The 13,189-nt window shown below is 51.6% G+C and carries 6 protein-coding genes and 1 pseudogene; 3 read left to right on the forward strand and 4 right to left on the reverse strand.

Going from position 1 to position 13,189, the window contains the following annotated elements; all coding sequences use genetic code 11:
• Positions 1-121: 121 nt before the first annotated feature.
• Positions 122-673 carry a hypothetical protein gene (locus tag P9L94_06675; protein ID MDP8243748.1) on the reverse strand — a complete coding sequence of 184 codons (552 nt, stop codon included), beginning with the start codon at positions 671-673 and terminating at the stop codon, positions 122-124.
• 278 nt (positions 674-951) lie between these two features.
• Here P9L94_06675 and P9L94_06680 point away from each other — a divergent pair, with 278 nt between their 5' ends.
• Positions 952-2,796, forward strand: a complete 1,845-nt coding sequence (locus P9L94_06680) for a hypothetical protein (GenBank protein ID MDP8243749.1) — start codon at positions 952-954, stop codon at positions 2,794-2,796.
• A gap of 244 nt (positions 2,797-3,040) precedes the next feature.
• Here P9L94_06680 and guaB read toward each other — a convergent pair whose 3' ends face one another.
• On the reverse strand, positions 3,041-4,525 hold the full coding sequence (guaB, locus tag P9L94_06685; GenBank protein ID MDP8243750.1) for an IMP dehydrogenase: 1,485 nt from the start codon (positions 4,523-4,525) through the stop codon (positions 3,041-3,043).
• Between the two features lie 172 nt (positions 4,526-4,697).
• Complete coding sequence (locus P9L94_06690) at positions 4,698-9,335, reverse strand: cohesin domain-containing protein (GenBank protein ID MDP8243751.1); 4,638 nt, start codon at positions 9,333-9,335, stop codon at positions 4,698-4,700.
• A 644-nt stretch (positions 9,336-9,979) separates the two neighbouring features.
• Between P9L94_06690 and P9L94_06695 the strand changes: the two genes are divergently transcribed.
• A complete protein-coding gene (locus tag P9L94_06695) occupies positions 9,980-11,824 on the forward strand; it encodes a glycosyltransferase family 39 protein (GenBank protein ID MDP8243752.1) in 1,845 nt (614 codons plus the stop codon).
• A gap of 53 nt (positions 11,825-11,877) precedes the next feature.
• On the opposite strand, the gene P9L94_06700 is transcribed toward P9L94_06695, so the two are convergent.
• Complete coding sequence (locus tag P9L94_06700; protein MDP8243753.1) at positions 11,878-12,108, reverse strand: hypothetical protein; 231 nt, start codon at positions 12,106-12,108, stop codon at positions 11,878-11,880.
• A 263-nt stretch (positions 12,109-12,371) separates the two neighbouring features.
• Between P9L94_06700 and rpsB the strand changes: the two are divergent.
• Positions 12,372-13,049 (forward strand): annotated as a pseudogene (rpsB, locus tag P9L94_06705) (30S ribosomal protein S2).
• Positions 13,050-13,189 lie beyond the last annotated feature (140 nt).

The following is a 13,189-nucleotide window of genomic DNA, read 5'->3' on the forward strand; positions in this document are numbered from 1 at the left end:
CGTACCCTCAAACGGCGTGACCTTCCCGTTGTCGACACCGTCGTGGATGCATTACAATCCATCGCCTCCGGTCATGCACTCCCTCTATTTCCCGGCAAACTTGCTTCAGGCGGCTAAAGTGTTACAATTTTTCTATTAACTCATCTCTTACTGATGTTTTTCTCAAACTATGACTTCTTTGACGCAATAATTTCCGCCTATCTCTTTGCAATTCTGCAATCTTTTCAAACTCTTTGTCATTTTCAATTGATTCCCTGATTCTAATACTTCTCTCTCTTGAGAAAAGTAAGTATTCAGAATAGTTTTTCGCGTTACCATATATTGCAGTACCAAATGGGTTGTATGGATTTCTTGTATTCTTAATTACCCATAGTGAAACTTGATCTAATGTTTGAATTGATACATTGAGATCAATCAAGATTTTAAATAGCCATATTGAACCTGCCACTGACCCGCCGTACCAATTCAATTCTTTTTCTGCAAAGACTAAACCTTTAATTAGGAATACTAATTCTTGAGTTGATAATCCTGATACTTCTTTTTCCCAATCATTCTTGTTTATTCTATTAATATGTCCATAGCCATTCATATGCAATAGGCTTATGTGAGTCTTGAGATTATCAAGATCAGTCCCCACTTTTATTAATTGATTTATGATTGATTTATTATCCATTTTCAACTAGTTCAATTTATAAACTTTCTCAAAAATGCTTGATCGTTCGCTGCGAAAGGCATGGGTGCAGATCTGGGAGCGCCTGTGCAAAAGGGCCAGAAAGCCCGCATTGAAGCAAGCAGAGATGTACCCATGCCAATTAAAGAAATTCTATCTTGTGACTGACTTGCCTTATAAAAACCTTTCTATCGCTTTCTAATATACTCCGCCTGCTTGCGAAATCAATTCACTTTGTTTATTGTGATAAAAGCGCATTATCCTGATTGGTGGAGAGAACCATGACCACGTTTGAACTATCCCGCAGGCGGTTTAACGCATCCCTCATCGCAGCCGCAGCGGCGCCCGCATTAGCGACGACCGCATCGGCGCAGTCACAACTCAAAGACTGGCAGCGCGAATCGCTCGAAATGGCGCTTAAAAAAGCCGAAGACAATTACGACCCAGAAGTTCAACTCGTGCGCGGCACGGTCGGCAACATCGGCTACCACACAACACTCAAACAAGGAACGCCCATTCACCATACCCGCTCGTCGTCCGTCTATGCTGCGGCGCTGCTTGATTCAGGCAGAGAGGCCGACCTGCAACGCGCCCAAGATATCCTACGAAAAATCATCAGCCTGCAAGACCAGAACCCCGACAACAAAACCTATGGCATCTGGTCATGGTATTACGAAGAGCCGCTTAAGATGATGTCGCCGCCCGATTGGAACTGGGCTGACTTCAACGGCGTCCAGCTGTTACACGCATGGATCTACCACCGAGACCGCCTTGACGACGGCCTGCGCGAGGCGCTGCGCGAGTCGATCCTTCACGCCGCCCGCTCGATCCGCAAGCGTAACGTCGGCCCGGGCTACACCAACATCGCCATCATGGGGACCTATGTCACTATGGTTGCGGGCGAGCAAATGGACGACGACGGCCTGCGCGACTATGCGAAGAAACGCCTGCGCCGTTTTCACGAAGCCACCATGAAGACCGGGTCGTTCAATGAATACAACAGCCCCACCTACACCGTGGTGGCGCTATCGGAAATCACCCGCATGATGATGCACTTCGAGGACGCTGACGACCGCAAACTGGTCGAAGAGTTGAACCACACCGCCTGGAAACACACCGCCGTGCGCTTTCACCCGCCGACCGGGCAATGGGCCGGGCCGCATAGCCGCAGTTATCGAACGCTGCTCAATGATGACAGCCGCGTTTTTCAAGTGGTTGAAGTCGCGACCGGATTGCGAAAGAAGATTTCGGACAAACGCCCGCTTGACTTGGGGCTGGATGAATATCGGCTTGATTTCAAATGCCCAGATGAATTACTTACTCATTTTTTAGAACTCAAAGAGCCGAAGAGCATCATCGAAACCTTTCAAATCAACACGAAAGGCGATGTTGTCGGCACAACCTATTTACATCCCAACTACTGCATCGGCTCGGTTAATCGCGGCGACTTCTGGGTGCAGCGCCGCCCCATCATTGCCTATTGGGGAGACCGCGAAAATCCCCGATACTTACAGGTACGGTTTTTACACGACGGCTATGACTTTTGTTCGGCGCTTCCCTTCACCGTTCAAGACAAAAATTCACTGCTCTGTCATGTGGCTTTCGCGAACGACTATGGAGACACTCACGTCAGCCTCGACCGCATTCAAAACGGAACCATCAAAGCCAAAGACCTGCGCCTGCGCTTTGAATTCGGCGGCGCCGTCGACGGCTTAACGACCAAAATAGCAGGTTCACCAAGACGCACGGTTGGATTCAATGCAGATGACGGCGATATTTTGATTGACATGAAAACCGGGCAGAACTCCTTTGGCGACGGGCAGGATACGGTCCCTTGGGAAACTGGCGAAGGCGACGGTAAGAAGTGGGTGGACGCGGTCGCATTTCATTCAGACACAGAGCAGGAGATTATTCTTGATCGGCTGATTTCCGCGAATTTCGTCTTCGGGCTTACAGTTCGATTGAATACTGAACACCCAACAGGAAAAGGACGGCGCACCGACCAAAGCGGCGGGAGAATTAAAACGCATTGGCAGACAGAGAGCGGCGGCTTTTATCTGGAAACGCTTGACAGCCCGCGCCCGGTTAATGATGTAAAAAACGCGGTGGTCATCAAGACGCCGTAGAGAAAATGGAACCGAATAAATCAGGCTTTGGATTACTAAATGCTAACTCAAAAATACTTAAAAAACCGCTTAAATAGGCATGGTTACAACTCTGCTCGCTTCGGTGTGGGCTTTCAGGCCCTTTTGCACAGGCGCTCCCAGAGTTACACCCATGCCAAAATTGGCTTCTTAGTCTTTGATATGTTGGAAAGTATTTTCGTAATCAGTATTTTTGAGTTGGCTTCTAATAAATGACTGATTCAATTTACCCTAAACGATAATTGGGCGCTTCTTTGGTGATGAAGACGTCGTGGGGATGGCTCTCCTGCAAACTCGCTTGAGTCACCTGAGTGAACTGCGCTTTTTGGTGGAGTTCTTCGATGGTTGGAGTTCCACAATAGCCCATACCAGCGCGAACGCCGCCGATCAGTTGAAAGATGATGCCAGAGAGGCTGCCTTTATAGGGAACACGTCCTTCGATTCCCTCAGGCACCAATTTCTGATCTTCGGTGACTTCCGTTTGGCCGTAACGGTCTTTGCTGCCCTCTTTCATGGCGCCGACCGACCCCATACCGCGATAAATCTTAAAGGTACGCCCGCCATAGAAGATAGTTTCGCCAGGCGCTTCTTCGGCCCCGGCGAACAATCCGCCGATCATCACGGAATGAGCGCCCGCCGCCAACGCCTTGACTGCGTCGCCGGAAAACTTAACGCCGCCGTCTGCAATTAATTTGACGCCAGGGTATTTCTCGATTTCACATGCGCAATCAAATACCGCCGAAATTTGCGGAACGCCCGCGCCGCTGACCACTCGCGTCGTGCAGATCGAACCTGGCCCCATGCCGACTTTGACGGCGTCCACGCCCCGGTCGCATAAGAACGACACACCGTCTTTGGTCGCGATATTACCCGCAACGATGATCGCTTTTGGGTAATTCTGTTTAGCGCGCTGTACCGCATCGCCCACCCGCTTGGTGTAACCATGCGCGGTGTCAATGACGAGCGCATCAACGCCCGCTTCAAGCAAAGCGCCGGCGCGTTCATCGGTATCTTGCTCACTCACGCCAATGGCGGCAGCCACCCGCAATCGCCCCAGATCATCTTTAGACGCATTCGGGAACTTACGCTTTTTTTCAATATCTTTAATGGTAATCAGGCCTTTTAAACGGCCTTCGGCGTCAACAACGGGGAGTTTTTCTATGCGGTGTTTTTGTAAGACCGCTTGAGCCTGTTCTAAGGTAGTTCCCTCCGACGCGGTCACCAGGTTGTCTTTTGTCATATAGGTATGAATCGGCGCACTGGTTTCGTCCTCCGACAAAAAGCGCAAGTCACGGTTGGTCAAAATACCGACGAGTTTATCATCTTCCGTGATGGGGACGCCGGAGATGCGAAAACGCGCCATCAGTTCCAGCGCGTGCGCAATGGTTTCATTTGGCCCCAAGGTAAAGGGGTCGATTATCATCCCGCTCTCTGAACGCTTAACATGGTCGACTTCAGAGGCTTGGCGTTCAATCGTCATGTTTTTGTGAATTACGCCGATGCCTCCCTCTTGAGCGATGGCAATCGCCAGCCGGGATTCAGTCACGGTGTCCATTGCTGATGAGCAGAATGGACTGGAGATGCGAATGTTTCCCGCAAAGATCGTTGAAACATCGACCTCGTTGGGCACGAGTTCTGAATAGCCCGGCAAAAGCAGGACGTCATCGAAGGTGAGCGATACAGTGACGAATTTTTGGTCCCGGTCAATCATTGAAACGTTCACGGCTCCTATTTGTGTTTTGTTTGAAGCAAATCGGCCCGGCGATGCGCCAACCCAGGTGGTGATGATAATAGTGTAGCAGTCAGAAATAAATCAGGCCGACGAAAACCGTCGGCCTGAAGTGTGCATTCGTATGATAAAAAACGCAAGCGCGGCGTACAGGTTATCCTAATGGAACCGATGTACTGCCGCCGCCAGGAACAGCAATTTCATCAATTAAACGAAACGTGTTGATCGTCGTATTTAATTGTGCTGTACCACCAGTCGTATCCAAGACGGTAAAGGTAACGGTAAACAACGTCACATTACCCGTAGCGTCTGTTTCTTGAGTAGATTGGACGGTTACGCGGCCTTGGCTATTGATAATATCTGTGGTTGGCGTACCAAAGTTTGCGCCTTGGCTGACCGAATCCGCCCGTAATAACGCCGGATTGTAATCAACCGACACGTTGTATTCAACTAAACCAGTGGTATTTTTGTCAACAGCAACCACCGCAGTAAACGTTTCGTTGACATTGTAAGGCCCGCCTGCCACTGTAACGCCGAAGTTTTCAACCGGCCCGGGAGTCGCCGTCGGCGCTGGAGTCGCGGTTGGATCTACGAGTACAGGTGTTGCAGTCGGCTCTATCACTGGCGTCGCTGTTGCATCGACTGGAACAGGAGTTACGGTCGCGTCTACAGGAACCGGAGTTACGGTCGCATCCACAGGAACAGGGGTTACAGTTGAGTCAGCAGAAACAGGAGTCGCAGTTGCGTCAACCGAAACCGGGGTCACCGTAGCATCCACAGGAACAGGGGTTGCTGTGGGATCAGCCACTACTGGTGTTGCAGTCGGGGTTGCGTCGCCAATTACTGGCGTAGCGGTCGGATCAGTTATCACTGGCGTAGCAGTTGGTGTCGCATCACCGATCACCGGCGTAGCAGTTGGTGTCGCATCACCGATCACCGGAGTGGCAGTCGGAGTCGCGTCGCCAATTACTGGCGTTGCTGTCGGAGTTGCATCACCAATCACCGGAGTAGCGGTCGGGTCGGCTGGGACAGGAGTCGGCGTCGGAATTTCGGCGCCAGTTCCACTTTGAATGATTACGTTATCAATCGCCCACCACCAGTCATTGCCTGCTTCAAACATGATGAATGAAACAACCATTTCGCTGGCGCTGGTCGGGTTATTGATACTCAGAGCAACGGCTTCGTTGACCATATCGTCATGGAAGTTTGGATCTTCAGGATCAGACGTCCAACGCAACAACTCAACAGGCGCGCCGCCGTCGAATGAAACTTCAACGCGCACCTTTTGGGCGTCTTCGTCTCTCCAACTTGAATCAAACGACAGGTTCACTGTATTTTCAGTTACTCCCGCCAGAGAAATCGGAGGCGTACGCAATACGGCCAAATAACCGCCCAGCGATTCGGGATCACCCTTGTCATCCCATTCATCCGGGTCAACGATTGCGACGTTACCAACGCCCGACGTAAAGCCGGAGCGTTCTTGATCGCCCGCAACTTCCACCCATGCGTCTTTATTCGCAAACGCCCAGCCTTGCCATTCGGTCACACCTTGTTCTGGGTCAAATAAACCCGGAACGCCGCTACTGTCTACAGCCCAACCAAATGGGGGAACATTTGTCCAATCGGTTCCGTCACCGCCGACTTCGTCGACGAACGGCCCTAATATAACGCTTTCAAAATCTTCCGTTACTGGCATTGTCAGCGCAGGAATGGGGGTCGCCGTCGGCGGCAGCGGTGTGGCTGTCGGCGGAACCGGCGTTGATGTCGGCTCCGGCGTCGGCGTAATGGTCGCCGTCGGGATCGGAGTCACAGTCGGCGTCGGCGTCTTGGTCGGGGTTATATCAGCCTTCGCCTGGAAGGGTGAAAATTCGAGATCAAGCGCTTGCCATTTTTTAAGATCGCCGCTGGGGCCGGTGGGCAAGAACAAAGAGCTGCCCGGCAATGCGGGAACTTCACCATATTTATGGACTGTACCGAAGCGGTCTAACATATAGACGCCAACGATTTTTCCTTCGTCGTTGCCGACCAAGGTCAAGTCGCGGGCAAGATCAAATCCGAAGAACGGTTGATCGTCTAGAATGGTCGGATCAACAAAGTTGTCCGCCATGGTCGTACCAATGGAATTCACGATTTCGATGGCGCCCAAGCGGGTCAACAACGCATAGCCTTGACCGTTCGGGAAAATTTCGAGATCAACCGCAATGTTGAAGTTGAAGTACGGCGCATCCACCGAAGCGTCCATCAAACCGCTTGCGGGGCTTTCCCACGGAGCAGGAACGGGAACGCCCGCTTCTTCAACCATGGTATGAACCGCGCCGAATGCGTCTAAGACCGCATAGCCTTTGGTAACGAGAACGCGCTTGGTGTATTTGGTCGAAGCAATATTCAAGCGTTCGCTTGGAATCGCGATGGGGGAGAACAGTTTTGATTCATCGACGCCGCTGCCGGAGGCAATGGCGCTGCGGTTGTTTGAATCATCGACCAATGCCTGGTCCATGTCAACAAAGTCGCTGATAACTTCGAGGTCGCGAGCAACCGGGAAGTTAGCGAAGTAAGGCGCCGTCTTTTTGAAGGCGGAATCCGTACCGGCATAGTCTTGCATGTAAACAGGCTTGAAGCCAACGATGTTTTGGAACTGGTCGATGCCAGCCGTGCTCAATGCAAGTGAAACCGGCGTTTGTGATTCGTAATTTTTGACTTGTGCGACATTGGTCGGCGCGGTGTTCTTTTGGTACACAGCCAACAGGTCGCCGTTATTGATATAGTGAACGCCGCCGAATGCATCCAAGACATAAAGACCCTGGAAGCCATAGGTGGTTTGGCGCCAGTCAACCGCGATTTCGAGGTCGCGGGCGATAGCGTCGTCGCCGCCAGCGAATTTCACTGAGTCAGGCGCGATATCCGTTAATGTGAACGGGAAGTAAGGCAAACCGACTTGGTCGGCTTGTGCGCGGGTCGAGTTAAATTCAAGCACGGAATTGAAGTAATCAACTTGCGGGCCGTTGCCCGGCGTTGAGACGCCGATGCCTGGTTCGATCAATGCGCTGCCCAGGCTGGGGCCGGTAACAATGTTCCCGGGGCCTTGGACGGCTAAAGAGTGTGAACCCGCGAATTTATCTAAGGCGTACACGCCTGTCAAACGACCATTTTCGTTTGCCACGGTTTCGATGTCGCGCATCGAATCAAAGCCCAGATAGAACAGGCTCAGGGTTACGGGCATTCCATTGCGGTCAACTTCAAACAATTTGTTCAAACCAATCGGAAGCGAAGGATCGCTGACCGTCTTGGCGAGACCCATACTGTCAAAGCCGATTGCGCCGTCAACCAAATCGGGATTCAACTTGGCCGATTGTGAGCCGCCGCCGTCAAAACGCCCAGCAGGCGTTTCGGGGCCGAAGCCGATGGGCCAGGCATTGCCGAATTTCATCGCGATCCAGTCATAAGCCAAGGCTTGAGGACTGCCGCCGGATGTACGGCGAAAAGCGGTTTCAAAGAACTGACCAACGCCAATATCATCGGTGCGTTCGGATTCGTAAACTTTGACGCCGTCTTGCCAACCTTGGATCAACGACATGCCGTCGGCCGGGTCATCATCAATAATGACGATGCGAATCACGACCCATTCACCAGAAGCGCCGGTGCGGGTGTCGTTCTTGGTTCCATTGCCGTTGCGACTGTCATTGGTTTGACCAAATTCCCAACCAGCGGGGCCGTCGCCGCTTTCAGCGACATGGCCTAGCGTCCAATAAGGAACGCCGTCTGCGGCTGCGCCGTCATCAAGGCGAATATCCAAGACGGATTTTTCGCTGGTGGTGCCGAGGTCTTTAATGCGCATCACCAAAGTCATGCGCCCGTTCCAGTTGTTATAAATATCGTTAGCAAACGTATAGCCAGGCGCACTGTTTGAAGGACCGGAGTTGTCATCAATCCGGTTCCAAACGCCGCCGACCTGGGCGCCTAACGAAAAGTCGATGCTTTCGTATTCCAGGTTGCCTGCTTCCTGCCCCATCCAATCAACGCCGCCATTGGCGATGATGGTTTCAGGCAGCACATCGCCGTTGTAGACAAAGTCCCAACCAGCGGTGTCCGACAGGCCGTTTGGCGTCGCAGGGCCCTCGCCGGGGCCATAGGCTGACGACAAAGAGAAACGCAACCAACTGAATTGGTAGGTATTGACCGGGCTGGCGGAAAGAATGGTCCCGCTTTCGGGAACCACAGGGCCGTCAGCGCCCGCGAGTTGAATGCGGGAGTCATAGACCTTGGCGCCGTCGCGGTAACCGATGATTCGCAGGTTGGAATCAGCGGTATTTTGGTCTACCACAACAAGGCGAAGCACGGTCGATTCATTGACGCCGCCCGTCGCAACTGTTCCAGCGATACTGGAATAGCCCGACTCTTCGGCGTCATTCGCCGCAAACGTCCACCCTTGCGAGGTTTGCCCCAAAACCCAGGGAATGCTGACGCCGCCCTTATTAAAGGTCAACGTCACGGTAGACGTGGCGTCGGCGACCCCAAGATCGGTGGCCTTCAACACCATGGTCATTTGACCGTTCCAACTTGCGAGACCAGTCGGAACCGTCAAATCCCCAGCCGGAGGATCGTTAAGAGATAGATCCCAATCCTGGGCCAATGCGGGGAAAGCAAAACTGCAAACTAACAGCAACGGAAGTACACACGCTACGATCCAATTCTTCATGGGGCTATTTTCACCTCTTTTGAAGTCGTCCGCTCGAACCCAACGCATCCACGAGGAGTCGTAATCTTTTCGAATCGTTGAGACCAGATTGTTCATTTGGCCCCCCTCTGTGAAGCAGCCAGTTCTACGCCAAAACGGGCGCATCGTTTGTGTTAAACAAAAGAATGGACAATTATAATACTAGATTAAGGAATTTGACGCCAATGTCAAGAAAAAAAAGGGACTTATCCACATTTTTTCGTCATGTGCAGCCTATCAAGGCTCGTACCTAATCATTCTTTTGCTTCATAAAAATCTCTTCTTATAAAGCGTTGTCGTCAAAGCCCCTGCTTATTCACTACGATTTTCCTGTTGATTTTATCGAACACTCCGCCGCGACTGCTACGCACAAATGGCTGCTGCGCAACAAGTTGCTTGAGAGGCGTCAGTAAAATCTACGGGTACTTCCAAACCACACACTTTGCCAGTGCTCCGGCAGGGTAATTAAAGCGTTACTATAATAAACCCAAAATGATAAGAAGCAAGTTCTATTCCCTGGGCGCATTCAGTTCTATACTTTGCGCTCCGTCCCTACAAGGTTCGGTTCAAATAAAAGAATCTCAAGCAATTTCTTAACATTTTCACTGTTTATCGTGCATTATAAGGCGCGAAGAACATGCAACTTATTGCAAAAACTCGCTGGACTTTTTTTTAAAATTCGGCAATATTGTCCCATCACTTACCAATAAAAGGGGAAAACCGTGCAGCAGTCGCCCGAAGATGAAAAGCCCGATTTGTTAAATTCAGAGCCAGAACCTGAAAAGCGCTCGAATCTGTTCGACGAAGAAGACGAGAAAACTGAAGAGGACGCTGCGCTCGAAAAAGCCGCAGAAGAGGTGGAAGATGAGTATATTCCGACCACTGAACCAGGCGGCGTCTGGCCGTTAACTTTTTTCATTGGAGCCACATTGCTGTACCTGATGTTAGCGATCGGCAGCATTAGCGAAAAGTACGTCGACTTCGGCGACGGCAACTATCTATATATATCGTGGCGGGTTATGTTGGGCGAATTGCTATACAGCGACTTGCCCAGCCCTCAACCTCCGTTGTTGTTATTTCTCGGCTCGATTTTGATGGGGCTGGGTGGGGGCGAGGACATTTTTATTCGCCTCTGGCAGGTCATTCAACACGCGCTAACCGCCTGTTGCGTGGTCGCCATCGGCCACCGCATGTTCGCCCAAAACCTGGTTTCCTACCTGGCGGGGGCGATTTATCTCTTCCTGCCCGAGGGGGTTTGGTGGTCGGCGGGCTTTCAATCTGAGCCGCTGCTTATCTTACTGCAAGCGCTGAACTTGCTTTTATTTCTGACCGCTGTTCGAGAAAAGCAGGCGGGAAAAGCGCTCTATGCGTCTGCGCTGGTTTCGGTTTTATGCTGTTACGTCAACATGACAGCGCTGCCGTATGTCGTGCTGCAATGGTTCTTTGTCTGGCTGCATTTCCGCCCCATGATAAAAGAATACGCGCTGGCATTTTTAGCGCCCGCCATTCTGATGCTGACGTTTATGCTCTGGTACAGCAACGGGCAATATATTGACCACGTGTTTTTCCGCCAGGTGGGCACCTACCCCACTGAGTCGATGCAAGGCACGCTTTCTTACTTTATTTCTAAACTCGTAACAGACGGCGGCGACATCCTGCATTGGGAAGGCGGATGGGTTTTCGCCTCAATGGCGGGCATTCTTCTCTTCGCGGGCGACGACAGTACCAAAACCTTCCGGGCGAAACCTTATATTATCTGGTGGGCGATTTTTTCGCTGGGCTCGATTATTTTCGTCACCAAAGGCGGGACGGTCGAATATATATTCACTCTCGGCGAGCCAGCCGTCGCGTTGTTCGCTTCGTTTTTCATCTGCACATTTTTCATGGCGACCGGGGTCCCGGCGCCGTTTGGGACGGGCTTGCAGCCTGCGATTCAACTGGGCAAATGGGTATTGCTGATCTTTTTAGTGGTTCCGGCATTGGTGATGAAGCCCATACAGTTGAATTACTACACGTTTACCAATTCACCGGTTGTGTTTGAACTCTCACATGATGAGATGATTGCCATTCAGCGGCTCATTCAATCAAAGGCGGATGAAGACGATGAAATCCTGGCGCCGCCTTATTTCGCCTATCACGCCAAACGCAAAATAGTTGGAAATATGTCTTCGCTGTTTATCTTGCTGCACGCCTACTACACCGAGTGGGAGCAGCTCATCGAAGATCGCGATCTTCCGTTTGCGAATGAACTGCCCACCCGCAGCGGCTCGATCATCAGTTCGCCGCTGAGGCCGAGTTACGAACCTTCGGCGGTCCTGCAACTGGCCGCTCTGTTTGGCCGCGAGCCGAAACTGGCGGAAAGTTATCCAGCCATTGCGCTGTTTTTAGACGTTCGGAGCAAAATTCTTTCCGGCGACGTACCTATTATTATTGCGAACACCAATCACCCGTTTTTCCATGTACCGCCGCTGGACGACGCCATCCGCAAGGGCATGGTGCGCTCGCAAAACCAGCTCAGCCTCGCCAATCGCGAAGAAAACCTGATAATCTATGAATCGAGGAGATGAGGGAGGGGTAGGAATAGTCGGGCGCAGCACGCTGCGCCCCTACTGGGGAAAATTTATATCTTGTCTTTACCTGAACAAGACTGGCGTTCCTCACTACAGTTTTCGACTGGCGTTTTCAGCCCTTCCTGGATGGATACCCGCATGCCTTTAATTGAAAGAAGATAATCTGAATCATTCATCTTTTTGGGTAGTTCGGCGCTCTGTTGTTTCAATTTTTTTGCATAAGGATTCTTGCCTGATTTCTTAAAATCGTAGTTATCTTTCATAACGACAACCTTTTTCACGGTGAGATTTTCATTCCATACTTTATAATGAGCAATTATAGCCTTCGGAAATTTACACGGACATAAAATATTCGTTATCTTGAGAGGCTTCACCCGCCCCGCCAACCTTGAAAAAACGCGGGGGGCGGGCATACTATTCAACTGGCCTGGAGGCTTGCCTTTTTGTCGCTCCCGTGAATTCCATTCGCAATGAGCCAAACAAATCGAGTTCTGCCCCGTAAGCGCTATATCTTACCCCAAACAGGGTACTTAAGGAGTCTGACATGACAACTGTCAGCATGAAACAGCTCCTGGAATCTGGCGTCCACTTCGGCCACCAGACCCGTCGCTGGAACCCCAAGATGGCCAAATACATTTTTGGTCAACGCAACGGCATCTATATTATCGACCTCAAAAAGACGGTCCGCCTTCTGAAAGAAGCCTGCCGTTTTGTGCGCGATCTGTCGCAAGAAGGCGGCAAGATCATCTTCGTCGGCACCAAAAAGCAAGCGCAAGACACCGTCCGTGAAGAAGCCAAGCGCTGCGACCAATTTTACGTCAACCAACGCTGGTTGGGCGGTATGCTCACCAACTACCAAACCCTGCGCAAAAGCATCGACAAACTCAAATCGCTCGAAGAAATCCTCAGCGACGAAGCCAAGATGCACCACTTGAAAAAACGCGAGCGTCTCGAAATGTCGCGCCAGCGCGACCGCATCGACAAGTACCTCGCAGGCATTAAAGATATGGGCGGGATGCCGGACGCCGTGTTCGTCACCGATACCCGCAAAGACCGCATCGCCGTGCTCGAAGCGAGACGCTTGAAAATTCCGGTCATCGCCATCGTCGATACCAATTGCGACCCGGACATGATTGACTATGTGATTCCCGGCAACGACGACGCCATCCGCGCAGTGCGCCTGATCTCGTCGCGCATCGCCGAATCCGTCTTAGAAGGCCGTATGGCCGCAGCCGAAGGTCAAGACGATAAGACAGGCGAAGAAGACAATTCCGACACGCCCGTCAATTTGACCGCAGACGATAGCCCAGCCGCCAGTGCGCCAGCGGTTGAAACCGCCGCGCCTGCGCCTGCGCCTGCTGC

The organism is Candidatus Hinthialibacter antarcticus, assembly GCA_030765645.1.
In the GTDB taxonomy this organism is placed as follows: domain Bacteria; phylum Hinthialibacterota; class Hinthialibacteria; order Hinthialibacterales; family Hinthialibacteraceae; genus Hinthialibacter; species Hinthialibacter antarcticus.

Bases quoted from the DNA above. Each gene is read 5' to 3' on its own strand.
- P9L94_06675 (MDP8243748.1), bottom strand. From the start codon at position 673: ATGGATAATAAATCAATCATAAATCAATTAATAAAAGTGGGGACTGAT.
- P9L94_06680 (MDP8243749.1), top strand. From the start codon at position 952: ATGACCACGTTTGAACTATCCCGCAGGCGGTTTAACGCATCCCTCATC.
- guaB (MDP8243750.1), bottom strand. From the start codon at position 4,525: ATGATTGACCGGGACCAAAAATTCGTCACTGTATCGCTCACCTTCGAT.
- P9L94_06690 (MDP8243751.1), bottom strand. From the start codon at position 9,335: ATGAACAATCTGGTCTCAACGATTCGAAAAGATTACGACTCCTCGTGG.